Origin of the sequence: Dietzia kunjamensis (assembly GCF_045689975.1) — a bacterium.
In the GTDB taxonomy this organism is placed as follows: Bacteria; Actinomycetota; Actinomycetes; order Mycobacteriales; family Mycobacteriaceae; genus Dietzia; species Dietzia kunjamensis.
Window position 1 is genome coordinate 2,527,167 of record NZ_CP143297.1, and the last position, 24,631, is coordinate 2,551,797.

Here is a 24,631-nt window from a genome sequence, read left to right on the forward strand (position 1 = left end):
GACCGACACGATGACCAGTGGCACGGTGCAGCACGACCTCCTGGCGGTCGCCCGCCGGGAGTTCGTGGAACACGGCTACGGGGGCGCATCGATCCGGTCGATCGCACAGAAGACCGGGGTGAGCCTGTCGGCGATGTATTACCACTACGCCAGTAAGCAGGAGCTGCTGGCGGCCATGCTCAACGCGGGGATGGACTCCTTCGAGGGGCGCGTGACCGAGGAGTTCGAGGCCAAGGACTCGACCCCCACCGGCCGGCTCCTGGGCTTCGTCGCCTCACTGGTCCGGTTCCGCACGCTCGAGCAGGAACAGTCCCAGCTGGTCCAGACCGAAACCCGTAACCTCGAGCCGAAGCACCTCGCGGCCTATCGGGAGCGACAGCGGCAGTCCAGTGAGCCGCTGCGACAGGCGGTCGCCGACGGCGTCGCGAGCGGCGAGTTCTGCACCCGGTTCCCCGAGGACTCCTACCGGTCCATCCTGGGCATGTGCAACGCGATCGCCCACTGGTACGAGCCGGACGGCGACTTGGCGGTCGAGGAGATCGTCCACCGCTACCAAGAACTCGCACTGGGCGTGGTTTACCACCGGGATGTCACCGTCCCTGCCCCCTGAAACCGGGCTAGCCGGGCCGAAGGCCAGTCGGGCCGGGCGGGCGTCAGTCGCGGCGGCGGGCCTGGTCGACCTGGGCCTCGCGTCGGACGTCTGCAGCCTCGTCGATGGCCTTCTGCTGCTTCTCGGCCGCCTTGTCGCTGGCGGTGGTGTCGCGCGGCGGGAGCTGGATGGTCTCCTCGGCGTGCATGCCCGCCTGGAGTTCGCGGGCGCGCTCCATCTCGGCGTCCACCTCGGCACCGAACAGGAAGGCGTTGTTGGTGATCCACAGCCACAACAGGAAGACGATGACGCCGGCCAGCGAACCGTAGGTCGCGTTGTAGCTGCCGAAGTTGGACACGTAGAAGAAGAAGCCGACGGTCGCGAGGCCCCACACCACCAGCGCGACCACCGCGCCGAGCGAGATCCAGCGGAACTTGGGCTGCTTCACGTTGGGGGCGAACCCGTAGAGGACCGCGAGGATGACGACGACGACGAGGACCAGCGCCGGCCACTTGGCGATGCCCCAGACGGTGACCGCCGTCGAGCCGAGACCGATGAGATCCCCCACCCACTCGGCGATCGGCCCGCTGACGACCAACATCACGCCGGCCAGGGCGACCAGGATCAGCAGCACAGCGGTGAGCAGGATCATCAGGGGCTTGAGCTTCCAGAAGGGGCGCCCCTCCTCGACCTCGTAGATGCGGTTCATGGCGCGACCGAAGGCGCCCACGTACCCGGAGGCCGTCCAGAGCGCGCCGAGAATACCGGTGATCAGGGCGATCCCTGCGGCCGGAGTGTTGACCAGTCCCTCGATCGGCCCGCGGAGCTCGTTGAGGGTCTGCTCCGGTACCGAGCCCTCGACGAGGCCCATCACCGCGTCGACGGTGGCCTGCCCCTGGCCGAACACACCGAGCAGCGAGACCACGGCGAGAAGCGCCGGGAACAACGACAGCACGGCGAAGTACGTGAGCGACGCCGCGAGGTCGGTGCAGTTGTCCTTGGAGAACTCCCCTGCGGCGCGTTTGAGGCCGACTTTCCAGGCTCCGCCGGTGAGCTTGGTGGGTGACTCGGGCTTGCCGGTGTCGGGGTCGGCATCCGTGTGGGGCTTGTCGGTGATGTCGCGGCTGCTCGTATTCATACCAAGCACCTTCCCACCACCGGGCCTCCCCCGCATCCGGCCCGGCCGTCCCCCCGCGGGATTACGGACGCCGGTCTGTGCGTTACCCTCTTTGATGTCACGTCACCAAAGTGTCGCATCAACAACCTCGATATCGCCGACCGTCACCGCACCAGAGGGAGAAACACAGTGAGTCTGTCCAACGCCATCCTCCGTGGAGTCACCGGGGCCTTCGTCCTCAACTCCGGCCTGAGCAAGCGCGGCATGCCGACCGAGGCCGCCCAGGGCCTGCAGGGCTTCGCCGCGACGGGCGTGCCCGCCGTGAACAACATGGATCCCGATTCGTTCGGCAAGTTCGTCGCCTACTCCGAGATCGGCATCGGCGCCGCCCTCCTCACCCCGGTCGTGCCCCGCCAGATCGCCGGCGCCGCCCTCGGCGTCTTCTCCGCCGGCCTGCTCGCGATGTACTTCCGCAACCCCACCATGACCGAGGCCGACGGCATCCGCCCCAGCCAGGAGGGCATGTCCCTGGCCAAGGACGCGTTCATGGCCGCCATCGCCGGCGCACTGGTCACCGACCGGTAGCCTCCCCCGCCGGCGGGCACGAGCCCCCACGGCGCCCGGCCCTGCCGGCGCTACGGCACTCGGCCCTGCCGGCGCGGCGGCCCGGTCCCGTAGCACGCGGGGCCGGGCCGCTCGCGTTCCCGGCACATGCGCGGACACCTGCCACACGCACCCCGGACCGGATGCGCGGCCCACGCGGGTCGCCGACCATGGTGCGATGACGCAGAACCCGGAATCCGATACCCCGGCCCGCCGGATGCGGATAGTCGTCACCGGTGCCAGCGGCAACGTCGGCACCCCGCTCGTGCGGCGTCTGCTCTCCGACGGGCACGACGTGGTGGGACTGTGCCGCCGGATCCCCCCGGCCACGCCGCCCTACGACGGCGCGCGGTGGCATCGGGTGGACCTGTCGTACGCCCGCGCGGAGGACCTGGTGGAGGTCTTCCGCGGCGCGGACGCGGTGATCCACCTGGCCTGGGGCTTCCAACCGACCCGCGACGTCGACCACCACCGCCGACTGGGCGTCGGGGGGACCGCCGCGGTCGTCAACGCCTGCCGTCTGGCGGGAGTGCCGCATCTCGTGCACCAGTCCTCCGTGGGCGCCTACGCCCCGGTGTCCGACGGCGGCCCCGGGGTATCCGTGGACACCCGCGTCAGTGAGGGCGCCGAGCTGGGTGGCGTTCCGACCGCCGCCTACAACCACCACAAGACCGCCGCCGAGCACCTGCTCGACCAGCATGAGCGCGAACATCCGGGAACCCCGACGATCGCCCGCATGCGGGCCGCGTTCATCGTCCACGGCGAGGCCGCCTCGGGCCTGGTGCGCTACTTCAGCCCCGCCTTCGCACCGGTCCGGCTGATCCGGGCCCTGCCGGTCCTGCCCGTGGACCGTCGCCTCACCGTTCCCCTGGTCCACGGCGACGACATGGCCTCGGCACTCGCCGCCGCGGCCACGACCGGCGCGCAGGGCGCGTTCAACATCGCGGCCGAACCGCCCGTCACGCGCGACATGATCGCCCGCGAGCTCGGGGCCGTTCCGGTCGGGCTCCCGTTAGGGATCCTGCGGAGGTTGGTGCACGTCAGCTGGCTGCTCCGCCTCCAGCCGCTCAGCATCGGCTGGGTGGACCTCGCGTTCGGCGTCCCGCTCATGCACACCACCCGGGCCCGCGCGGAGCTCGGCTGGCATCCCACCGTCGCCGCCGACGAGGCCCTGCGCGAAGTGGTCGACGCGATCGCCGCCGGACGGGCCGGGACGTCCCCGCCCCTGCGCCCGCGGACCCTGCGGGACGCGCTGGCCTCGCTCCGCCGCGGCGGCCCGGTCGACGTCAGGCGCCTCCCCTGACAGACGCGGGCCCGCCGTAGACGACCGTCCGCGCAGGCCCGCCGCGTCGTGGCTACCTGTTCGCCGCGCCCTCGTCCGCGATCGCGCCGAGGATCGCGTCCGCCAGGTCGGCGCGGCACACGACGAGGTCCGGCAGGTAGGTGTCGGACACGTTGTACTCCAGCGGGGTGCCGTCGATCCGCACCGCGACGAACCCACGGGCCAACGCCACCCCGGCCGGCGCCGCGGAGTCCCACTGGTACTGCCCGCCGGCGTGGATGTAGGCGTCCGCCTCACCGCGGACGACGGCCGCCGTCTTGGCCCCGGCCGACCCCAGCGGCACGAGATCCCCGCCCACCGCCTCGGCGACCGCATCCGCGAATCGAGGCGGACGGGAGGCCGAGAGGACGATCCGCGGTCGAGAGCCCGTTCGCGGGGGAAGAAGGCCACCCCCGTCGACCCCGCCGTTGCCCACGGGTGCGGCGTAGACCTCGTCGTCGTCGACCCCCGACACCACTCCGAGCGCCGGGAGCCCGACCGCCGCGGCGGTGAGTCGCGACGACGCCGGATCCCCCTCGCGCTCCCACAGGGCGACGTGGACGGCCCAGTCCGGCCGGTCGCCGAGGCCGTACTCCCGGGTGCCGTCGACGGGGTCGATGATCCACACGCGGTCGGCGTCCACCCGGGCGAGATCGTCGGCGGACTCCTCCGACAGGACCGCGTCGTCCGGGCGCGCGGCGGCGAGCCGTTCGAGGAGCAGCGTGTTGGCGCGGCGGTCGCCGATGTCGCCGAGCTCCCGTCCGGTGGGGCCGGAGGAGCGCAGGTCCACCAGCAGTCTCCCGGCCTCGATGGCGAGGTCGACGGCGAGTTGCTGGTCCGGGGTACGTGTGGCGGCGGTCATGCCCCCAGCCTAGGAGGCGCACTCCGGGCGCGGCGCGGGACGCCTACCGACGGCGCGACCGCAGCCCCCGGCGCCGGCCACTCCCGTACTGACGGACCACGCGGGCGGGCTCGTCCGGACACCGGTGCGCGTCGGCCGCGACCCGGGCGGCGCCCCGGGAGGGCAGGACACCGCTGCGGGCGTCGCAGCGGTGACAGCCCCAGACCGCGCCGTCGGCCGTCTCCTCGACGTAGCACTGCCGCTGTCCGACCTCGTTCATCGTTCCCCCGGGAGAAACTGCGCCAACCTCCAGCCGGCACGTAGATCGCTATTGTGTCATAAATTTTTATTACTGGACAGCGAAAACGTCACTGCGCCCGGTGCCCCACCCCCGCAGTGCCCAATCCCGTCCTGGACAGCCGACTGAATTGCGCCCAACACTCACCAGACAGGTCGGTCTAGACAGTGCCCCGTCTTTATGTCTACTGTACTGATCGACTTAATCGATTCACTATTCGAGGGATGCTCGTGAAGACACTCATCGTGCTCGGCGTCGTCGGCGCCATCGCCCAACTCATCGACGGGTCCCTGGGCATGGCCTACGGCGTCACGTCCACGACGCTGCTGGTCGCGGCCGGAATAGCCCCCGCCGCGGCCTCGGCCTCCGTGCACTTCGCGGAGATCGGCACCACCCTCGCCTCCGGCGTCTCCCACCACAAGCTCGGCAACGTGGACTGGCGGATCGTGCGCATCCTCGCGGTGCCGGGCGCGATCGGGGCGTTCGCCGGCGCCACCCTGCTGTCCAGCCTCCCCGCCGACGTCGCCAAGCCCGTCGTGGGGGCGATACTGCTCAGCCTGGGCCTGTACGTCCTGTACCGGTTCCTCGCACTCGGCGGCCGTCGCCCCGAGTTCCGCGGGCGAGTCCGCACCGGGTTCCTCATCCCGCTCGGACTGGTCGGCGGCACCCTCGACTCCCTCGGCGGAGGCGGGTGGGGCCCGGTCGGCACCACCTCGCTGCTGTCCTCGGGCCGGGTCGAGCCGCGCAAGGTCGTGGGCTCCATCGACACCTCCGAGTTCGTCGTGGCCGTCGGCGGATCGCTCGGCTTCCTCGTGGGCCTGGGCGCCGCCGGCATCAACTGGGGTTACGCGCTGGCGCTGCTGGTGGGAGGTGTGCTCGTCGCACCGCTCGCGGCGTGGCTCGTCAAGCACCTGCCCGCCCGGGTGCTCGGCACGGCGGCCGGCGGCCTGATCGTCGTCACCAACTCCCGCACCCTGCTGGTGTGGGCCGAGGTTCCCGCGTCGGCGACCACCCCGATCCTGCTGGCCCTGGTCACCGTGTGGATCGGCCTGGTCACGTGGGCCGTGCTCGCCGAGCGGAGGGCCTCCGGCGGCGACGACGACGAGGCCGGCATCGACCCGACCGGCCCCGCCCCTGCCGCGGTCGCCGAATCCGCCCCGGCGGAGGCCTGATCCGGGCCGACGCCCGGTGAGGCGGCCGCTCTGGGAGACTGTCGACATGAGGGTCACCGCCAAGTCCGACTATGCGTTGCGCGCACTCGTCGAACTCGCGGCGGCACAGCTCGCCAGCCCCGACGACGATCCCCGCGACAATCCGCTGAGCGCCGAAGAACTGGGGCGGCGGCAGGACATCCCGCACGGGTTCCTCCAGGCGATCCTGTCGGACCTGCGGCGGGCCGGGATCGTGACCAGTCGCCGGGGCAAGACGGGCGGATGGTTCCTCGGCCGGGAGGCGCGGGACATCTCGGTCGCCGATGTCCTGCGGGCGGTCGACGGCCCCTTGGTGAGCGTCTACGACGTCCGCCCGGAGTCGGTGGTCTACAACGACCGTGCCGCGATCCTGCAGCACGTGTGGATCGCCTCGCGCGCGGCCCTGCGCCGGGTGATGGACGCCGTGACGATCGCCGACCTGGCCGCCGGGCACCTGCCGGGCGAGGTCCACGAGCTGACCCTCGACACCGACGCGTGGGAGCCCCGCTAGTCGGACGCCGGTTCCGCCGCCCGGTCCGCTCCCGGCGGCATCAGGGCGCCGGAGTCCGCCCGCGCCCTCGCCCGCGGTGGCGGTCGAGCCAGGACACGGCCGGGGACGACGCCGCGCCGTGCAGGACGATGGACGCGACGATGACCAGCGACACCGCGGGCCACAGCGACCAGCCGTCCTCCTTGGAGAAGTACCCCATGGCGTAGCAGAGGTAGAACAACGACCCCACGCCACGCACCCCGAACGCCGAGACGAGCAGGCGCTCCGGGGATCGCAGTCTGCCGTCGCCGATCAGCGCGATCCAGGCGGTGAGGGGCCTGATCACGAACAACACCCCGGCCGCGACGACGGCGTGCGACCACTCGAGCCGGAAGACCGCGTCGGAGATGAACGACGCCCCGATCACCAGCAGGATGAGCAGGGTGAGCAGGTGTTCGGTGTACTCGATGAACTCGTGGAAGTGGGCGTGCCGCTCGTCCTCGCGCTCAGCCGACCGCGCACCGAGGGCGGCGAAGAACACGGCGAGGAAGCCCCAGCCACCCACGAGTTCGCCGACCCCGTAGGCGAACAGCAGCGTGGCCACCGCGGCGGCGGGTTCGGCGTAGCCGATGAGCTGGTATCCCCCGACGCGGTGTCGGTAGAGCACAGTGGCGATCAGCCGGCCGATCACCCACCCCGCCACGGCGCCGATGACCGTCTTGCCCACGAGATCCCAGGCCAGCCAACCCCACAGCCAGTCCCCCGGCCCGCCCTTGGTGGCCAGGTAGATGGCGAGGTAGACGAAGGGGAACGCGAACGCGTCGTTCAGGCCGGCCTCGGAGGTGAGGGCGAAACGCGCCTCATCGTTCTCGTCGTCGGCGGCCTCGCCCGTCCCGGGGCCCGCCACCTGCACATCGGAGGCGAGGACCGGGTCGGTGGGGGCCAGCACGGCGCCGAGCAGGACAGCGACAGCGGGGGTCACCCCCAGTACCCACCACCCCAGGAGCGCGACGCCCGCGATGGACAGCGGCATCCCGATGGCGAGCAGCCGCCACGTGGTGGTCCAGCCACGGAAGGACAGGGGGCGGTCGAGGGCCAGTCCGACGCCGAAGAGCGCCACGATCACCGTGATCTCGGCCATCCGTTCGGCGAGCTCCGCGTGTTCGATCACGTCCACGAGCTGGGACTCGTTGGGCATGAGCCAGCCGATGAGCATGCCGACACCCACCACGATGATCGGGGCGGACAGGATGCGCTCCCGGAGGAGTCGCGGAAGGAGCGAGCCGAGGAGCAGCGCCGCGCCGACGACCGCGTAGATGAGGTCGGTGTTCGTCACGAACGAAAGTGTGGGCGCTCCTGGTGCCGCGGCGCCACCGAACCGGTCGGGAACCCGTCAGGCGCGGGAGACGGCCGGTTGGTCGGCGCGCGCGGAATACCTGCTCACCAGCACCCGCCACACCAGCGGCCCGCCCACCACGAGCACCAGCGTGATCACGCCGATCAGCGCCGGCGGGGCGCCCAGCATCGCCGAGGCGGTCACGGCCAGCACGATCGTGATGCCCCGGCGGATGAGCCCTTGCGGGACGCGGCTGGCGAACTTCGAGCCGAAGAACGTGCCGACCGCCCCACCGATCAACAACGGGACCAGCAGGTTCCAGTCGACGCCGGTGACCAGGACGTGCCCGATCGCCGCCGCGATCACCAGTGGGACCGCCTGCACCAGGTCGGTGCCCACCAGCCGCAACGCCGCCAGGGTCGGGTAGAGCAGCATGATGCACATCATGATGACGGTGCCCGAGCCGACCGACGTGATGCCGACCATCAGGCCGCCGATCACGCCGACCAGCAGGGTGATCAGCGGCTTGACCGGCGGGTCGGGGTCATCGCCGGTGCGGATGCGCCCGGACATCTCGAAGAACGCCCGTAGGAAGTAGGCGGTGGACGCCACGATCAGCGTCGCACCGATGGCCTTCTTCAGCAGCCCCTGTACGTCGTCGGCGCCGATGGCGTGGACGAGCCACGCCCCGAGGTAGGCCGTCGGCACGGATCCCAGGATGAGCCAGAACGCGATCTTGAGGTTGGGTTTCCCGTGCCGCCAGTGCACGCCCGCGCCGATGACCTTGTTGACCGCGTTGACCACCAGGTCGTTGGCGACCGCCGCCGTCGGCGGGATGCCCACGAGGATGAGCGCCGGCGTCATCAGGGCGCCGCCGCCCATCCCCGTCAGACCGATCACCACGCCGATGACGGCGCTGACGACCAGCAGCCCCAGCGAATCGTAGGTCCAGAGGGCCTCGGGCACCGGCTCAGATTCCCAGGATGGAGCTGAGGATCCGCTGCGCGACCTCTTCCGCGGTCCCGTCCTCGGGGCGGATGTGCAGGTCGGGGGTCAGCGGCGGCTCGTACGGAGCCGACACCCCGGTGAACTCCGGGATCTCGCCGGACCGGGCCTTGGCGTACAAGCCCTTGGGATCACGGGCCTCGCACTCGGCCAGCGGGGTGTCCACGAAGACCTCGGTGAACGGCAGGTCGGCCTTGGCGTGGACCTCGCGCGCCGCGTCGCGGTCGGCGCGCATGGGCGAGATGAGGGAACAGACGACGACGACGCCGGCGTCCGCGAACAGCGCCGCAACCTCCGCGGTGCGGCGGATGTTCTCGGCGCGATCCTCGGCCGAGAACCCGAGGTCGGCGTTGAGGCCGTGCCGCAGGTTGTCGCCGTCGAGGATGTAGGCGGGGTGCCCGGACTCGATGAGCAGTCGCTCCACCTCGGACGCGATCGTGGACTTGCCCGAGCCCGACAGGCCGGTGAGCCACAGTGTGCGGCCCTGTCCCCGGTCCCCGCGCTGGACGGCCCCGGCGTGCCAGACCACGTTGGACCCCGTGGTGGCGGGCCCGATGATCATGCCCGCGCCCACGGTGTTGCCGGTGATCTCGTCGACCATGATGAACGCACCGGTGTCGCGGTTGCGCCGGTACGGGTCGTACATCAGCGGGGTCTGCGTGCGCAGTCCGATGCGGCCGATCTCGTTGAGGTCGAGCTCAGTGGAATCCGGGTCGCGGTGCAGGGTGTTGACGTCGAGCCGGTACTCCATCCCCGTGACGATCGCCTTGGTGTCTCGGGTGGTGTGCTTGATGACGTAGCGCTTGTTCTGCTGCAGCGTGGTGGCGTCGTCGAACCAGCAGACCATCGCCTCGAGTTCGGTGCCCTGGTGCGGACGGTTGCCCGGACGGGCGATCATCTCGCCGCGGACGATGTCGATCTCGTCGTTCAGTGCGATCGTCACGGCGGCGGGCGCGGCGGCCTCGTCCAGCTCCGCCCCGCCCGGGCCCCAGATCGCCTTGACCGTGGACTGCCGACCGGACGGCATGACCACCACGTCGTCGTCGACCTTGATGATGCCGCCCGCGACGGTGCCGGCGAACGAGCGGTGATCCAGGCCGTCGGCGCGCTGGGGACGGATCACGTACTGGACCGGGAACCGGACGTCGGTGAGGTTGCGGTCCGAGGCGATGTGCACGTTCTCGAGGTGGTCCAGCAGCGCCGGCCCGGTGTACCAAGGCATGGAATCAATCGAATCGACGGCCCTGTTGACCACATTGTCGCCCTTGAGCGCGGAGAGCGGCACGAAGGTGACGTCGTGGACCTCGAGCTTGGCGGCGAAGTCGGTGAACTCGGTCCGGATGGCCTCGAATGTGGCCTCGTCGTAGTCCACCAGGTCCATCTTGTTCACGGCCACGACCAGGCGCGGGATGCCCAGCAGTGCGGAGAGGAAGGCGTGGCGGCGCGTCTGCTCGAGGACACCCTTGCGGGCGTCGACGAGGATGATCGCCACGTCGGCCGTCGAGGCGCCGGTGACCATGTTGCGCGTGTACTGCACGTGGCCCGGGGTGTCCGCGATGATGAACTTGCGCCGCGGGGTCGAGAAGTAGCGGTACGCCACGTCGATCGTGATGCCCTGCTCCCGCTCGGACCGCAGCCCGTCGGTGAGCAGCGCGAGGTCGGTGTACTCGTCGCCCCGCTTGGCGGAGGTGGCCTCGATGGAGGCGAGCTGGTCCTCGAAGATGCCCTTGGAGTCGAACAGCAGCCGACCGATGAGGGTCGACTTGCCGTCGTCGACGGAGCCGGCGGTGGCGATGCGCAGCAACTGGGCCTGGTCGGACATGGTGTGGCCGGTCTCCACGGTGGCGGCCTCGGGGTTCGGGACCGCGGTGGTGGGGGCCGAACCGGCGGTGGTCGGGGTGCTCATCAGAAGTAGCCCTCCTTCTTGCGGTCTTCCATGCCGGCCTCGGAGATCCGGTCGTCGGCGCGGGTCGCGCCGCGCTCGGTGACGCGGGTGCCCGCGACCTCGGCGACGACGGCGGCGTTGTCGGCGGCGTCGGACTCGACGCAGCCGGTGCAGGTGGCGTCGCCGACGGTGCGGAAGCGGACCAGTTCGGTGCGGGCCTCCTCGCCGGGCAGCGTCTCGAGGAACCGGGTGTTGGCCAGGAGCATGCCGTCGCGCTCGATGACCTCACGCTCGTGGGCGTAGTAGATCGGCGGCAGGTCGATGTCCTCGCGCTCGATGTACTGCCAGATGTCCAGCTCCGTCCAGTTGGACAGCGGGAAGACGCGGATGTGCTCGCCCTTGCGGTGGTTGCCGTTGTAGAGCTTCCACAGCTCCGGGCGCTGCGCGCGGGGGTCCCAGGCGCCGAACGCGTCACGGAACGAGAAGACGCGCTCCTTGGCGCGGGCCTTCTCCTCGTCGCGGCGGGCACCGCCGAAGACCGCGTCGAAGCGGTTCTCCTGGATGCCGCGCAGGAGCGCGGTGGTCTGGAGGCGGTTACGGCTGGTGCCCGGACCGGTCTCCTCGACCACGCGGCCGGCGTCGATGTCGTCCTGGACGTGGGAGACGAGCAGCTGGACGCCGGTCTCCGCCACGACCCGGTCGCGGTACTCGATCACCTCGTCGAAGTTGTGTCCCGTGTCCACGTGCATGAGCGGGAACGGCATCGGCGCGGGCCAGAAGGCCTTGCGGGCGAGGTGGAACATCACCACCGAGTCCTTGCCGCCGGAGAAGAGCATCCCCGGGCGTTCGAACTGCGCGGCTACCTCGCGGAAGATGTGGACGGACTCTGCCTCGAGCGCGTCGAGATGCGAGAGCGTCACCGCCGACCTCGTCGTCATGCGACCTCCAGTGTCGTGGGCCGGCCGGGGTCCCGGTCGGCTGAGGGCAGACAGATCTGTCTGTCCTCGGGCATCCGGACCATCGTGCGCTCGCCATCGAGGAATTTACATCTCGGAGAGCGCAACTGACGGGCACCTGTCGACTAATCGACATAGGATGACGACTATGCGACACGATCCGACCCGTCGGGTGCTCTCGGTGGTCGAGGCCCTGGCGACAGACGGCCCTCCCCTGCCCCTGGCCGAGATCGCCCGCGTCACCGGCGCCAGCAGATCGACCCTCCACGCGGTGCTCGCCGAGATGGAGTCGCAGGCCTGGGCCGAGAAGGTCGGCGGCGGGTGGCGTGCCGGGCCGAGGCTCCGTGAGGTGGGTACAGCCCTGGCCGCCGAGGTCGATCTGGTCCGGGCGGCCCGCGAGCCCCTCGAGGCCCTGGTCGACTCCACCGGCATCGCGGCCGTGGTCTTTAAGGTCCGCGACGGGATGGCCGAGGTCGTCGACTCGGTCGGTGCCGGTATGCGCACCGCCTCCCGCGAGGCGATGCCCCTCGGCCACGTGGTGCCTGTGCGCGCCCCGTTCGCGCGCGAACTGGCGGCCCGACTACCCCTGGGCGAGCAACGTCAGTGGCTGGCCGACGCGGCGGGGCTGACCACCGCCGCGCGCGACCGGCTCGAGGTGGTGCTCCCACAGATCGCGCGACGTGGCTGGTCCATCGAGCGGCTCACCCCAGCCCGCCGTGAGCTGCTGCGGATGGCCGACTCGCTGGAGACCTCCGGCATCGGCGCCCTGGTCCGTGACCGCGTGTCCGAGCTGTTCGTCGAGCTCTCGGAGATCGACGTGACCGACGCCGAACTCGGCGGCGCCCCGGATCTGGCCGTGGCCTCCGTGGCGGCACCGGTGCTGCGGGCCGACGGGCGGGCGGTCGGGTCCGTGGCCGTCGCCCCGGGTCGCCGGATGACGGGCCGCTCGGTCGCCCGGGCTGCCGAGGCCGTGACACAGTGCGCGGCCGACGTCTCCGCCCGCCTCGCCTCGCGCCCGCCCGCGCCGAGGACGGCCACACTACCCTCCCACCTCGTACACCCGGCCCACGCGGCGAGCCGCTCCTGACGGCTCCCCGCCCGGGCGCGGGGCCCCGGTCTGCCGTGGCGGCGCGTTCGCCAGCGCGGCCGTATGATGTGGATCACATTCCCTGCCCTATCGGAGGTGATCGTGCCCCGGACCGCGCACCCGTCCCCCTCGCCCGATGCGGACCCGCTGGACCTGGCGTGGCGCCGGTCCGAGCTGAGCGGCCTGACCCCGCACAGCGCCCGCCCGGGGGCGCCCGACCCGCGGGCCGCCCGCTCCCACCGCCTGACCGAGGCCGCGCGCCCGGTGATGGACGGGCTCGACACCGTCCTGCAGGACACCGGCGCCAGCCTCGTGCTGGCAGATCGCGAGGGCCGTGTCATCAGGACGGCACGCGACAATGCGCGGATCTCCCGCATGCTGCTCCGGCGAGGCGTCGACGAAGGCGCCGAGCTCACGGAGGAGGCCCTGGGCAACAACGGCATCGGCACGGCGCTCGAGACCCGGGCCGGGGTGTTCATCCACGGTGAGCAGCACTTCGCCGAGGTCCTGCGCGACTTCGTCTGCTACGGCCACCCGATCATCGACCCGCTCACCCGACGTCTGGTAGGCGCGGTCAACCTCACGGGCATGACCGCGGACGCATCCCGACTGTTCGCGCCCTTCGTCCGGAAGGTCGTGGCCGATATCGAAGCCCGTTACGTCGACACCGCCCGCGCGGACGACCGGGAACTGTGGCGCCGCTTCGTCGAGCGCACCCGTTCCTCCGACACCGCGACGTGCGCGTTCGGGGACGAGGTGGTGCTGGCCTCTCACTCGAGCCTGGAGCGACTGGATTCCCGCGACCTCCTCACCCTCCGCCGCCTGGTCGAGCGCGACGATGTGGGTGAAGTCGTCGAACTGTCGGTGGGCGCCGTGGGGGTGGCCACCAGTCGCATAGGACGTCGCGGGCACCTGCTGGACCTCACGTTCCCCGAGTCGCCAGGGGCGCCCGCGCCCGCGACAACACCCGCGACCACGCTCGCGCCCCGGATCGTCGCCGCCGCCCCCGCGACGGCGGTGCGGAGTCACGCCGTCCGGGGGCCGTCGGGGTCGGGGAGGTCGACGACGGCGAGGGCGATCGCCGGCACCGGGGCCCGCCATCTCCGGCTCGCCGAGGCGGACGACGCCGCGACAGCATGGCGGGAGATGGTCGCGCCCGCACTCCGTGAACGTTCCGGGCCGGTGATCTTGGACGACATCGACCTGTTGGACGACGCCGATCTGCGCCGGTTGGCCACGCGCATGGAATCGGCCGGAGACCACCTCGTCGTCGTCACCAGTCGCGACGACCCGCGCCCCGCGGTGACGGCAATACTCGACCTGTGTGACCGGCGGACAGAGGTCCGCCCCCTCCACGAGCGCGGCACCGAGGGCGAGGAGATCGTCCGCCGCATGGTCGCCGACCTGGCCGCGCGGCGCGGTATGCGGCCACCCACGGTGACGGCGCGGTTCGTGGAGGCGGCCTGCGTGCTCGACCTGCCCAACGGCCTGGTGACCCTGCGCGCGGCCCTCGGCGACTGCCTGACCCGGCTCGAGCAGAAGTGCGCCGTGACCCTCGACGTGGACGCGCTGCCGTCGCGGTCACGCTCGGCGCGCCCGCCGCGGCCCGGGGAGCTGGCCCGGGGGGAGTACGACGCGATCGTCGCCGCGCTCAGCGAGTGCGGCGGTGTGCGCTCGCGGGCCGCCCGCCGGTTGGGGATCAGCCGGACCACGCTGTACGCCCGGATGCGGGAGTTCGGGCTGTCCTGACGCGAACACGGCGCCCGCCGTCATCCACCGTGTCCACTCGAGTGTCCAGAAATTGAACACTCCGGAGGGTGGACGCTCCCCCAGGATGATTTGTGATCGGCCTCACAGCCGAGGCGGTCGGATCTTCGGAGGTAAACATGACCGGCACACTCTCCCGCGACACAAGCACCGGCACCGGCACCGGCACCAGCGCACACGTCGACGAGCGCCTGGGCGCCGAGGCCCGCGAGTTCCTCGCCCGCCCCCACCGCCTGCTCATCGGCGGACAGTGGGTCGACGCCGCCGACGGTCGCACCTTCGCCACCCACGACCCGGCGACCGGTAACGAGATCACCCGGGTCGCCCACGGTGGGCCCGAGGACGTGGACCGCGCCGTGGCCGCCGCCCGGCGCACGTTCGACGACGGTGCCTGGGCCACCATGAAGCCGCGCGAGCGCGAGCAGATCCTGTGGCGTATCGGCGACCTGCTCGACGCCAAGGCCGAGCTTTTCGGCCAGATAGAGGCGCTCGACAACGGCAAGTCGGTCGCGATCGCCACCGCCGTCGACGTGGCCTGGGCAGCGGACGTGTTCCGCTACTACGCCGGCTGGGCCACCAAGATCGAGGGCTCCACCGTCCCGGTATCCATGCCGTTCGCCGGCGACAAGCAGTTCCACGCCTACACCCAGCGCGTCCCCGTGGGCGTGTGTGGGCAGATCATCCCCTGGAACTTCCCGCTGCTCATGGCCGCCTGGAAGCTCGGCCCCGCCCTGGCGACCGGCAACACCCTCGTTCTCAAGCCGGCCGAGCAGACCCCGCTCACCGCCCTCCTGCTCGGCGAGGTCTGCCAGGAGGCAGGCGTGCCCGACGGCGTGGTCAACATCATCACCGGCTTCGGCGATGCCGGCGCTGCCATCTCCAGCCACGACGACGTGGACAAGGTGGCCTTCACCGGCTCCACCGAGGTCGGCAAGCTCATCGTGGACGCCGCCAAGGGCAACCTCAAGAAGGTCTCTCTCGAACTGGGTGGCAAGAGCGCCAACATCGTCTTCGCCGACTGCGACTGGGACGCCGCCGTGGCCGGGTCGGTCGCCGCGTGGATGTTCAACCACGGCCAGGCCTGCACCGCCGGCACCCGCCTCTACGTCGAGGATTCCATCTACGAGGAGTTCACCCAGGCTGTGGCCGACGCCGCGTCCCAGGCCACCATCGGCCACGGACTCGACCCGGACACCGTGCTCGGGCCCGTCGTGGACCAGGACCAGTTCGACAAGGTGTCCTACTACCTGCGCGCCGGAATCGAGGACGGCGGCCGCGCCCTGACCGGCGGCGCCCGCCACGGCGACACCGGCTTCTTCATCCAGCCGACGGTGTTCGTGGACGTCAAGCCCGAGGACCGGGTCGTAAAGGAGGAGATCTTCGGCCCCGTCGTCTCCGCCCTGCGGTTCACCGACGTCGAGGACGCCGTCCGCCAGGCCAATGACTCCATGTACGGGCTGGCCGCCGGCGTATGGACCAAGGACCTCTCCAAGGCCCACCAGGTGGCCAGCCGCCTGCAGGCCGGTTCCGTGTGGGTGAACCAGTACAACGGCTTCGACACCGCCATGCCGTTCGGCGGATTCAAGCAGTCGGGCTGGGGCCGCGAGCTCGGCGCCGGCGCGCTCGACCTCTACACCCAGACCAGGTCGGTCAACATCCAGCTCTGAGGTATCGAGCTCCACGAACCGGGACCCGGCGTCCCCGTGACCCCTCCGGGGACGTCGGCGACTCCCTCTTTTCCGCTCAACCCTTCCCACCCCGCACTCCTCACCTTCTGCGTCCCCCGAAAGGAACACCGCCGTGAAGACCAAGGCAGCAGTACTGTTCGACCTCCACCAGCCGTTCGAGATCATCGAGCTCGACCTGGACGATCCCGGCCCCGGCGAGGTTCTCATCAAGTACACGGCCGCGGGCCTGTGCCACTCCGACCTGCACCTCTCCGACGGCTCACTGCCTCCGCGCTTCCCGATCGTCGGAGGGCACGAAGGCGCCGGCGTCATCGAGGCCGTGGGTGTGGGCGTCACCAAGGTCAAGCCGGGCGACCACGTGGTCTGCTCCTTCATCCCCAACTGCGGGACCTGCCGCTACTGCTCGACCGGGCGGCAGAACCTCTGCGACATGGGCGCGACGATCCTCGAGGGCCACATGCCCGACGGGACCTTCCGCTTCCACTCGGACGGCAAGGACTTCGGCGCGATGTGCATGCTCGGGACGTTCTCCGAGCGCTCGGTGATCTCGCAGCACTCGGTGGTCAAGGTCGACGATTGGCTGCCGCTCGACAAGGCCGTCCTGGTGGGCTGCGGCGTGCCCTCGGGCTGGGGCACCGCCACCTACGCCGGCAACGTGCGCCAGGGCGACACCGTGGTGATCTACGGCATCGGCGGCCTCGGCATCAACGCCGTCCAGGGCGCCGTCCACTCGGGTGCCCGCCACGTCGTGGTGGTGGACCCCGTCCAGTTCAAGCGCGACGAGGCGTTGAAGTTCGGCGCCACCCACGCCTTCGCCGATGCCGCCGAGGCCCACGCCGAGGTGGAGAAGCTGACCTGGGGTCAGATGGCGGACCAGGCGCTCATCCTGGTGGGCACCGTCGACGAGCAGGTCGTCTCGAGCGCCTTCGACGTGATCGGCAAGGGCGGCACCGTCGTGATCACCGGCCTGGGCAACATGACCGACAAGACCGTCCAGGTCAGTGGCACGATGATGGCCCTGTTCGGCAAGACCATCACGGGCACCCTGTTCGGTTCTGCCAACCCGCAGTACGACATCGTCAAGCTCCTGCGGCTGTACGACGAGGGCAAGCTCAAGCTGGACGAGCTCATCACCACGACCTACACGCTCGACCAGGTGAACGAGGGGTACCAGGACCTGCAGGACGGCAAGATCATGCGAGGCGTGATCATCCACGACAACTGATCCCGGCCAGCGCGGCCTGACCGGCCCGGCTCCGTCCGCAGCCGCGCGCAATCACTGCAGCCGCTCACGAAAGTTCGTGGGCGGCTGCAGCGATTGCGCGCGGTTGTCCGGCGAGGAGTGGTCAGGGACTGCCAGAACCTGAATTCCACAGGGCCGACTTCTCCACAGAGCCCGGCCGCCGGCCCTGTTCACAGACCGGATTCACCGGGGGCCCTGGCACCGTTGCCGCCATGACTCCAGCGATCCCGTTTGTCACGGGGCAACCATTCACCACGGCAGAGGCGACCCGGGCGGGACTGTCGCACCGCGCACTCGCTGCCGCGGTCGCTGCAGGAAGCCTGATCAGGAGCAGGCACGGGTGGTTTCATGTGCCCGTAGCCGGTGAGTCCCGGAAGGCCTCCGCCGTCAGGTCCTCCAGGATCGCGCTGGCGGAGGGACCGGCCGGGGCACTGATTAGCCACCACACGGCAGCGGAGCTTCACGGCCTCCCCCTCGTCAGAACCCGGACCCAGGGCGTCCACCTGACGGTCGACCGGCCCGCCGGAGGACGCAAGACCCCTCACGTCCAGATCCATACCTCCCCGGGGAGTTCCCTGTCAGCCACCGAGGTCGACGGCATCCCCGTCACGACCGTCGATCGGACGATCATCGACCTTGCCCGCACTGCGGGCTTCGATGCGGGCGTCTGCGCGGCAGACCATGCGCTGCGTCTGAAGTTGGTCACGCGGGCTTCCCTGGTGAACGAGCTCGAACTCCACTGCGGCCGCACCGGTGTCGCGATAGCCCGAGAGGCTGTCGGTTTTGCGGACCCTCTCGCGGAGAGCCCCGGTGAATCGCTCTCGCGCTGCGTCATGAGATCCCTGCACGTCATTCCGACGCCTCGACTGCAACACCGGTACCTCTCCCCTGAAGGGCAGGTCATCGCTCGTACTGACTTCTCCTGGGGCGACGGCACACTGGCCGGGGAGTTCGACGGCAGGATCAAGTACTCCGGCCGCGCCGGCAACGGCGCGGACCCGAGCGAGGTGGTGTGGCTCGAGAAGCAACGCGAGGACCAGCTGAGGGATCTCGGGGTGGTGGTGATCCGCTGGATCTGGGACGACCTGTTCAAGCCCGTCCGGTTCGAGCGACTGCTGCTCGGCGGGCTCCGACGAGCGCACCTCATCTGACTTGCCCACCGCCGACCCGCGCCCCGGCCCGCAGCGGACGTCACGCCATCCGCGCGCAACCACTACAACCGCTGACGAAGTTTCGTGCGCGGCTGCAGTGGTTGCGCGCGGATGCTGATGCGGCTGGGCTCGGCGGGCGGCTTCGCTGGGCCGGCTCAGGGCGTGGGCGCACCGCCTGTCACCGACAGCGTGTTGCCGGTCGTGTACGACGACTCCTCCGAGGCCAAGTAGACGTAGGCGCCGGCCATCTCGACCGGCTGACCGGGCCGGCCCAGCGGGTTCTTCTGACCGAAGTACGGCAGCTTCTCCGGCTTCTGCCCGCCGGAGACCTGCAGCGCCGTCCAGAACGGCCCGGGCGCCACGGCGTTGACGCGGATCCCCCGGGGCGCGAGCTGCTGGGCCAGCGCCTTGGACATGGTGTTCACGGCCGCGCGGGAGGTCGCGTAGTCCACGAGGCCCGGTGACGGGGTGTAAGCCTGCACCGACGAGGTGAAGATGACACTCGATCCGGGCTGGAGGTGCCCCAGCGCCTCCTGCATCATCCAGAACGGCGCCGAGATGTTGACGTTCATCGTCTCGGCCCACTGCTCGGAGGACAGGTCCTCAAGGTTCTCCACGTAGGTCTGCCGGGCGGCGCCCAGCACCAGCACGTCGACCCCACCGAGCCCGGCGACGGCGTCGCGGACGATCGACCGGGCAACCTCCTCATCGCCCACATCGCCGGGCAGCAGCACGCACGTCCGCCCGGCCTCCCGGACCAGTCGCGCGACCTCGTCGGCGTCGGACTGCTCGGACGGCAGGTAGCCGATCGCGACATCGGCACCCTCGCGGGCGTAGGCGATCGCGACGGCCCGACCGATTCCCGAGTCACCGCCGGTGATGAGCGCCCGCCGGCCGGTGAGCCGACCGTGGCCGACGTAGGACGCCTCGCCGTGGTCGGCGGGCGGGTCGAGCTCGGACGCCAGCCCGGGGACGGGCTGCGACTGCATCGGTATCTCCACCTCGTACTTGGAGGTGGGGTCGATCAACACCGCGTCGTCGGGCTGGACGGCGTCGGGCTGGTCGGAGGGTGTGAAGGTGGGGTCGGTGCTCACTGGCGGGCCTCCTGGGTCGTGTAGCTGCATCGACGGTACGCGTCACGGGCGGCCGCCCGTCCGGATGCGAGTCGGCGCCGAATCCCCCACACTGCGGAAGAGAACTCAACTTCCCTCGAGACGAAGGAGCACGCATGCCCCGTTACCGCGTGATTGACCCCGAGCAGAACGTGATCGACGAGAAGGAGTTCGCCGACGACACCAAGGCCTACGATTGGTTCAAGACGGTCGAGGTCCCGGAAGACTCGCTCGGCTACGCCATGGAGGTCGACATGGACGGCAAGTGGACGCGATTCGAGATCAACGACGGTGGCACCAACACCTCCCCCGCGGCCGACGAGGGCACCGGCATCGCCTGAGCCCACCCCGCGGACACCGCTACTCCGCCTGCCCGTCACCCGCCACGCGTGGGTGGGGCGAGGCGGAGTCGGTCATTTCGGCCGACCCGCGCGGTGGACGCGTTCGCGGAGGGCGAGCATCAGTGAGTCCATGCGTGCGGTCTCCTCGAGCAGGTCCGGGACCGCATCAGGGTGGCCGGAGCGGTTGTCGAGGCAGGCGGTGTTCGCTCGCTCCAGCAGCGCGGCGAACTCCGGATCAGCGTCGGCGCGGTCCCTGACGTCGGGATAGGTGTCCTCGAGCGGGGTGCCGATCCCGAGCGTGGGTCGGAGCGCGTACCAGCGATCGAGGGTCTCGGTCAGCGCCTCCAGCGCCAGGAAGTAGGAACGACGGGCTGAATCCACCGCGCGCTCGGCGGTGAGCTGGACCGGGTCGGAACCCCGCCGTAGCCGGCGGCGACGGGACAGATCCTCCAGCCCGGACCGCGCGATCCAGCCGGTCGCCGCGACCCAGGCGGCGAGCCCGACGATCACCGTGAGCAGTAGCAACGCGAGGATCAGGGGCATACCGTCACCGCCCCTCGGCCGATGCGCCGAGCCGCCGAGACCCCGGCCCCGACCCCAGCCCCCGACCCCGGGGCCGTCATGATCCCACCAGTGCGTGCAGGACGAGCGTCAACGGCACGGACAGCAGTACCGCCGCCGAGATGCCGGCCCCGACCAGTTTCCCCAGGCCCGCCCAGCGGAGCTCCGAGCATTCCGCCTCGACGGCGGCCGGTGACAGCGGCGCCGCGAGCCGACCGGCCGCGGACGCCCGCGCCTCCGCGACGGTCGGCCAGGTCGCGGGCACGTGGGCGTGGGGGTCGTCGCCGAGCTCGGCTGCGGCGACAAGGGCTCGCTGGTCGTCCCACTCGGTCAGTCGCTGGTCGAGTTCGGCCACCGCCGCCTCGGCCGCCTCGATCCGCCGGCCCTCGGCCGTTCGCGAGGAGGTGACCGAGGGCAGTTCCATGCCACCAGCTTCCCCCACCCGAGCTCGCCCGGGCAAGGGCGACCGCCGCGCCGTCAGCCCTTGACCAACCCGCCGTCCACGATGAGGTTCTGCCCGGTCACGGCCCGTGCCCACGGGGAGGCGAAGAACAGCACCGCGTCGGCGAGTTCGGCAGGGGTGATCGCGCGCCGTAGCGGCGTCCCCGAGGCGATGACGTCGAACACCTCTTCAGGTGTAGCGGCGCTGGCGTCGGTGGTGCGCAGCAGGCCGCCGGAGACCATGTTGACCGTGATGCCGTCCGGCCCGAGGTCGGTGGCCAGGGTACGGGTCAGCGAGAGCGCGGCGGCCTTGGCGGCGGTGTAGTCGTGGTACGGCACCACCGGGTGCTGGAACAGGTTGGTGCCGATGGTGACGATCCGCCCGAAACCGGCTTCCCGCATCCCCGGGAGCGCGGCCTGGGTGGTGGCGAGGGTGCCCTTGACCGCGCCACGCAGTTGCGAGTCGAAGTCCTCCCAGGTCAGGGTCTCCGGCCGCGGCCTGGCGTCGCCGTTGAACTGGAAGTCGACCAGGGCGTTGTTGACCACCGTGCTGATCGGCCGACCGAAGTGGGTGCGGGCCGCGTCGACGAGGGCGCGTACCTCGTCGTCGTCGGTCACGTCGGCGCGTAGTGCGACGGCGCGGTCCTCGCCGAGCTCACGGACGAGGTCGGCGGCGGCGGCCTCGCTGCGCCGGTAGTTGACGACGACGAGGGCGCCCTCGCGGGAGAAGGCGCGGATGATCTCCACGCCGAGTCCGCGGGCTCCGCCGGTGACCAGGACGACCTGCTCGTTGATACGCATTCCACTCGCTTCCCGGTGGTTCCTCACGGGGAGCGCGATGCCCACCTGCCCGCCGCACGATGACCGCACGACTGCCAGGCGACGCCGCCCGGGGCGACGTGCACGACATTCCTCCGCTGGAACTACCCAGTTCAGGTTCGACGGGTGTGTTCTCAGCCGCCCGGATGGGCGGCACCCCGTGTCGAGTGCGAGCCTAGGCCACCCGCGGCCGGCTGAACGCGAAGCCACACTGCCGATCTGTCCCGCGTGGCTGGACAACCGTCCTAGGATCGGCGAACGCCCCCGATGATCGGAGCCCCGTGACCGCCGCCCTGCCGACCTCGCTCGGCCGATTGCGCGCCCTGTTCTCGCAGGCCACGCCGCCGACCGATCTGCCCGCCCCGGGCGACTACCTCGTCACGTTCGTCGGCCCGGCACCGCTGAGGGTCGTGGCGCCGCGCGCGATCGCCCTCGGCGGGATGCCGGGCTGGCAGGGCAAGCGTTTCGCCCCCGGGGGCGGCGCGGTCAACCTGGTCGACGACGACGAGGGCCGCCCGCCACGGGAGACCCTGCCGATGCGGGTGACGCTGGAATCCTCGTGGTTCGACGGCGGTCAGGTGATCGTCTGCTCGTACGGCGCCTCGAGCCCGGTGCCGTGGCGCTGGGTGCGCGACGAGTTCCGGCCGCTCGACGACCGGCGCCTGATCGGCCTGACCTTCGCGGGCGGGCCCTGGTCGCGGTTCGCGGCGGCGCCGCTGCTGCTCACCCGGGCCTGAGCCCGGGGTGAGCGGCCGGGTGGGCGGCCGGGTGGGCGGCCGGGCGGGTCACCTGCCCGCCCGCGGCGCCTACGCGAGGCGACGCAGTCGCGGTTCGAGGTCGGAATTGAAGAGGTCGAGGAAGCGTTTCTGATCGTGGCCGGGGGCGTGGAAGACCAGGTGGTTCAGGCCCGCGTCGACGTACTGGCGGACCTGCTCGACCGCCTCGTCGGGGTCCGAGGCGACGATCCACCGTTTGGCGACCTGCTCGATGGGCAGCTCGTCCGCGAGGCGCTCCATCTCCCGCGGGGAGTCCACCGAGTGCTTCTGCTCCGGCGTCAACGACAGCGGCGCCCAGAAGCGGCAGTTCTCCAGCGCCGCCTCCGGGTCCGGGTCGTAGGAGATCTTGATCTCGATCATCCGATCGATCCGCGCCGAGTCCCGCTCGTTGATCCCCGCGCCCTCCTCCACCGCGGGCAGCAGCTTGTCGGTGTACAGCTCCATCCCCTTGCCGGAGGTACAAATGAACCCGTCGCCCACGCGGCCGGCGTACTTGGCCACCACCGGACCACCCGCCGCGACGTACACCGGCACCCCACCCTCGGGCACGTCATAGAGGAACGCATCCTTGGTCGAGTAGTAGTCACCCTCGAAGTTCGTCGTCTCACCGGTCCACAGCTCGCGCATGAGCCGGACCGACTCACGCAGGCGCGCGAACCGCTCCTTGAACTCCGGCCACTCGCCTTGGTGGCCGGTGGCGATCTCGTTCAGCGCCTCACCCGTACCCACACCGAGGAAGATGCGGCCCGGGTACAGGCACGCCATCGTCGCGAACGCCTGCGCCAACACCGCCGGGTTGTAGCGGAACGTCGGGGTGAGCACCGAGGTGCCCAGCTGCAGCCGCTCGGTGCGCTCCCCCACCGCCGTCATCCACGCCAACGAGAACGGCGCATGACCACCGTCGTGACGCCACGGCTGGAAATGATCCGACACCGTGGCCGAATCCATCCCCGCCTGCTCCGCCATCACGGCGAACTCCACCAAATCACGCGGACCGAACTGCTCGGCCGACGCCTTGTAACCGAGCTTCAGGGACGGGGTCTCGGGCATGTGGGGCTCCTTGGGGTCGTAGCGGTGTGATTGATGTGTGTCGCGGTCATGCGCTGATGTACTTTTCGCCGAACCGGGCGATCGACTCGCGCTTGGCGTCCAGCGGGGCGTCGTATCCGTGGCCCTCGATCAGCCACGGGATGACGATGACATCGGTGACCCCTGCCTCCTCGAGTTGGGCGAAACCGCGGGTGCCGTACCGGTCGGTGCAGGCCACCTGAATCTCGAACGGCCGGCCGTCCCCGCGGTCGGCGAGGGAGCGGCCGTCGGCCTCGAGCAGTTCTCCGAGGCGGGTGATGGTGGCGGCGATCTCGTCGAATCCCATCATCGCCGAGGTCCACCCCTGGCCGATCCGGACGGCTCGGCGGAGCGCCGGAGCGGTGTGGCCGCCCACGTAGAACGGCACCTGGGCCACGGGCGGCGGGTCCAGTGTGAGGCGGTCGAAGTCGAAGTGCTCACCGTGGTACTCGAACCACCCGCCGTCACCGGCCAGGCGGATGATCTCGAGCATCTCGTCGACCCTCTTGCCACGTCTCGGGTAGGGGACTCCGCACCACGCGAACTCATTGGGGTCCCATCCGATCCCCACCCCCAGGTCGATGCGTCCGCCGGTCAAGTGGGAGACCGTGGACAACTGCCGCGCCAGCAGCAGGGGCTGACGGGGTCCGAGTTTGAGGACCTGCGGGCAGAACCTGATGGTCGAGGTGGCGACGCCCATCGCGGCGATCGCGGTCAGGGGTTCGACCCACGGGGTGTGCTCGTCCCACATCCGCGCCCCGTCGGGCGTGTACGGGTAGTCGGTGTCCTGCCGGTGGGGCAGGAACAGCGAATCGGGAAGCGTGACGCGGACGAAGCCCGCGTCCTCGGCCGCGCGGGCCAGGCCGAGGAGCTGGTCGATCGGGCTGAACGCGACCGGAACGGAGAACTGCATGATGTGACCTCTTCTGTCGGAGAAATGTGGATG

General features: G+C 70.7%; 25 protein-coding genes and 1 riboswitch. Of the genes, 12 read left to right on the forward strand and 13 right to left on the reverse strand.

Annotated features, from left to right (window positions below):
• Positions 1–10 precede the first annotated feature (10 nt).
• A complete protein-coding gene (locus VZF99_RS11840; RefSeq protein ID WP_182636013.1) occupies positions 11–610 on the forward strand; it encodes a TetR/AcrR family transcriptional regulator in 600 nt (199 codons plus the stop codon).
• Positions 611–653: 43 nt separating this feature from the next.
• Here VZF99_RS11840 and VZF99_RS11845 read toward each other — a convergent pair whose 3' ends face one another.
• Complete coding sequence (locus VZF99_RS11845) at positions 654–1,727, reverse strand: YihY/virulence factor BrkB family protein (protein WP_253002238.1); 1,074 nt, start codon at positions 1,725–1,727, stop codon at positions 654–656.
• 168 nt (positions 1,728–1,895) lie between these two features.
• On the opposite strand from VZF99_RS11845, the gene VZF99_RS11850 reads away from it, so the two are divergent.
• Both VZF99_RS11850 and VZF99_RS11855 read left to right on the forward strand, forming a co-directional pair.
• On the forward strand, positions 1,896–2,291 hold the full coding sequence (locus tag VZF99_RS11850) for a hypothetical protein (protein ID WP_119192591.1): 396 nt from the start codon (positions 1,896–1,898) through the stop codon (positions 2,289–2,291).
• Positions 2,292–2,487: 196 nt separating this feature from the next.
• On the forward strand, positions 2,488–3,612 hold the full coding sequence (locus VZF99_RS11855; RefSeq protein WP_407334838.1) for an NAD-dependent epimerase/dehydratase family protein: 1,125 nt from the start codon (positions 2,488–2,490) through the stop codon (positions 3,610–3,612).
• A 52-nt stretch (positions 3,613–3,664) separates the two neighbouring features.
• Here VZF99_RS11855 and VZF99_RS11860 read toward each other — a convergent pair whose 3' ends face one another.
• A complete protein-coding gene (locus VZF99_RS11860) occupies positions 3,665–4,492 on the reverse strand; it encodes a 3'(2'),5'-bisphosphate nucleotidase CysQ (protein ID WP_407334839.1) in 828 nt (275 codons plus the stop codon).
• 43 nt (positions 4,493–4,535) lie between these two features.
• A complete protein-coding gene (locus VZF99_RS11865; RefSeq protein WP_067716955.1) occupies positions 4,536–4,751 on the reverse strand; it encodes a hypothetical protein in 216 nt (71 codons plus the stop codon).
• A 248-nt stretch (positions 4,752–4,999) separates the two neighbouring features.
• Between VZF99_RS11865 and VZF99_RS11870 the strand changes: the two genes are divergently transcribed.
• Both VZF99_RS11870 and VZF99_RS11875 read left to right on the forward strand, forming a co-directional pair.
• The gene (locus tag VZF99_RS11870; protein ID WP_407336123.1) at positions 5,000–5,941 is read left to right on the forward strand and encodes a sulfite exporter TauE/SafE family protein; all 942 of its coding nucleotides are present in this window, start codon (positions 5,000–5,002) and stop codon (positions 5,939–5,941) included.
• A 46-nt stretch (positions 5,942–5,987) separates the two neighbouring features.
• Positions 5,988–6,470 (forward strand): Rrf2 family transcriptional regulator, encoded by a 483-nt coding sequence (locus VZF99_RS11875; RefSeq protein WP_096907514.1) that lies wholly within the window; start codon positions 5,988–5,990, stop codon positions 6,468–6,470.
• Between the two features lie 40 nt (positions 6,471–6,510).
• Here VZF99_RS11875 and VZF99_RS11880 read toward each other — a convergent pair whose 3' ends face one another.
• Genes VZF99_RS11880 through cysD form a run of 4 tightly spaced genes read right to left on the reverse strand, consistent with a single transcriptional unit; the run spans position 6,511 to position 11,613 of the window.
• Positions 6,511–7,785: a cation:proton antiporter gene (locus VZF99_RS11880; protein WP_407334840.1), complete on the reverse strand. Its 1,275-nt coding sequence runs from the start codon at positions 7,783–7,785 to the stop codon at positions 6,511–6,513.
• A gap of 57 nt (positions 7,786–7,842) precedes the next feature.
• On the reverse strand, positions 7,843–8,751 hold the full coding sequence (locus tag VZF99_RS11885; protein ID WP_067716959.1) for a sulfite exporter TauE/SafE family protein: 909 nt from the start codon (positions 8,749–8,751) through the stop codon (positions 7,843–7,845).
• A gap of 4 nt (positions 8,752–8,755) precedes the next feature.
• Positions 8,756–10,696, reverse strand: a complete 1,941-nt coding sequence (gene cysC, locus VZF99_RS11890) for an adenylyl-sulfate kinase (RefSeq protein ID WP_154830555.1) — start codon at positions 10,694–10,696, stop codon at positions 8,756–8,758.
• Positions 10,696–11,613 (reverse strand): sulfate adenylyltransferase subunit CysD, encoded by a 918-nt coding sequence (cysD, locus tag VZF99_RS11895; RefSeq protein WP_067716962.1) that lies wholly within the window; start codon positions 11,611–11,613, stop codon positions 10,696–10,698. Before cysD ends, cysC begins: the two co-directional genes overlap by 1 nt.
• A 166-nt stretch (positions 11,614–11,779) precedes the next feature.
• Between cysD and VZF99_RS11900 the strand changes: the two genes are divergently transcribed.
• From VZF99_RS11900 to VZF99_RS11920, 5 genes are all read left to right on the forward strand, one after another.
• On the forward strand, positions 11,780–12,718 hold the full coding sequence (locus VZF99_RS11900) for an IclR family transcriptional regulator (RefSeq protein WP_120284253.1): 939 nt from the start codon (positions 11,780–11,782) through the stop codon (positions 12,716–12,718).
• Positions 12,719–12,814: 96 nt separating this feature from the next.
• A complete protein-coding gene (locus VZF99_RS11905; protein ID WP_253002246.1) occupies positions 12,815–14,467 on the forward strand; it encodes a helix-turn-helix domain-containing protein in 1,653 nt (550 codons plus the stop codon).
• A 137-nt stretch (positions 14,468–14,604) separates the two neighbouring features.
• Positions 14,605–16,152, forward strand: a complete 1,548-nt coding sequence (locus VZF99_RS11910; RefSeq protein WP_268098442.1) for an aldehyde dehydrogenase family protein — start codon at positions 14,605–14,607, stop codon at positions 16,150–16,152.
• Positions 16,153–16,285: 133 nt separating this feature from the next.
• On the forward strand, positions 16,286–17,398 hold the full coding sequence (locus tag VZF99_RS11915) for an NDMA-dependent alcohol dehydrogenase (protein ID WP_154830552.1): 1,113 nt from the start codon (positions 16,286–16,288) through the stop codon (positions 17,396–17,398).
• A gap of 230 nt (positions 17,399–17,628) precedes the next feature.
• Positions 17,629–18,567, forward strand: coding sequence for a hypothetical protein (locus VZF99_RS11920; RefSeq protein ID WP_407334841.1), 939 nt, complete (start codon positions 17,629–17,631; stop codon positions 18,565–18,567).
• A 155-nt stretch (positions 18,568–18,722) separates the two neighbouring features.
• Here the strand turns inward: VZF99_RS11920 and VZF99_RS11925 are convergent, their stop codons facing one another.
• Complete coding sequence (locus tag VZF99_RS11925) at positions 18,723–19,661, reverse strand: SDR family oxidoreductase (RefSeq protein WP_407334842.1); 939 nt, start codon at positions 19,659–19,661, stop codon at positions 18,723–18,725.
• Positions 19,662–19,795: 134 nt separating this feature from the next.
• Between VZF99_RS11925 and VZF99_RS11930 the strand changes: the two genes are divergently transcribed.
• The gene (locus VZF99_RS11930) at positions 19,796–20,020 is read left to right on the forward strand and encodes a hypothetical protein (RefSeq protein ID WP_067716967.1); all 225 of its coding nucleotides are present in this window, start codon (positions 19,796–19,798) and stop codon (positions 20,018–20,020) included.
• A 72-nt stretch (positions 20,021–20,092) separates the two neighbouring features.
• Here the strand turns inward: VZF99_RS11930 and VZF99_RS11935 are convergent, their stop codons facing one another.
• The 3 genes from VZF99_RS11935 to VZF99_RS11945 all read right to left on the reverse strand — a co-directional run bounded on the left by VZF99_RS11935 (position 20,093) and on the right by VZF99_RS11945 (position 21,823).
• The gene (locus VZF99_RS11935; protein ID WP_185950735.1) at positions 20,093–20,563 is read right to left on the reverse strand and encodes a hypothetical protein; all 471 of its coding nucleotides are present in this window, start codon (positions 20,561–20,563) and stop codon (positions 20,093–20,095) included.
• 76 nt (positions 20,564–20,639) lie between these two features.
• The gene (locus VZF99_RS11940) at positions 20,640–21,005 is read right to left on the reverse strand and encodes a hypothetical protein (RefSeq protein WP_407334843.1); all 366 of its coding nucleotides are present in this window, start codon (positions 21,003–21,005) and stop codon (positions 20,640–20,642) included.
• Positions 21,006–21,058: 53 nt separating this feature from the next.
• A complete protein-coding gene (locus VZF99_RS11945) occupies positions 21,059–21,823 on the reverse strand; it encodes a 3-oxoacyl-ACP reductase (protein WP_163375523.1) in 765 nt (254 codons plus the stop codon).
• Between the two features lie 91 nt (positions 21,824–21,914).
• Positions 21,915–22,012, reverse strand: a riboswitch (TPP riboswitch).
• A 110-nt stretch (positions 22,013–22,122) separates the two neighbouring features.
• Here VZF99_RS11945 and VZF99_RS11950 point away from each other — a divergent pair.
• A complete protein-coding gene (locus VZF99_RS11950; RefSeq protein WP_154830548.1) occupies positions 22,123–22,578 on the forward strand; it encodes a hypothetical protein in 456 nt (151 codons plus the stop codon).
• Between the two features lie 69 nt (positions 22,579–22,647).
• Here VZF99_RS11950 and fgd read toward each other — a convergent pair whose 3' ends face one another.
• Together fgd and VZF99_RS11960 are read right to left on the reverse strand one after the other, a co-directional pair.
• Complete coding sequence (fgd, locus tag VZF99_RS11955; RefSeq protein WP_407334844.1) at positions 22,648–23,667, reverse strand: glucose-6-phosphate dehydrogenase (coenzyme-F420); 1,020 nt, start codon at positions 23,665–23,667, stop codon at positions 22,648–22,650.
• Positions 23,668–23,713: 46 nt separating this feature from the next.
• The gene (locus VZF99_RS11960; protein WP_407334845.1) at positions 23,714–24,598 is read right to left on the reverse strand and encodes a TIGR03619 family F420-dependent LLM class oxidoreductase; all 885 of its coding nucleotides are present in this window, start codon (positions 24,596–24,598) and stop codon (positions 23,714–23,716) included.
• Between the last annotated feature and the right edge of the window lie 33 nt (positions 24,599–24,631).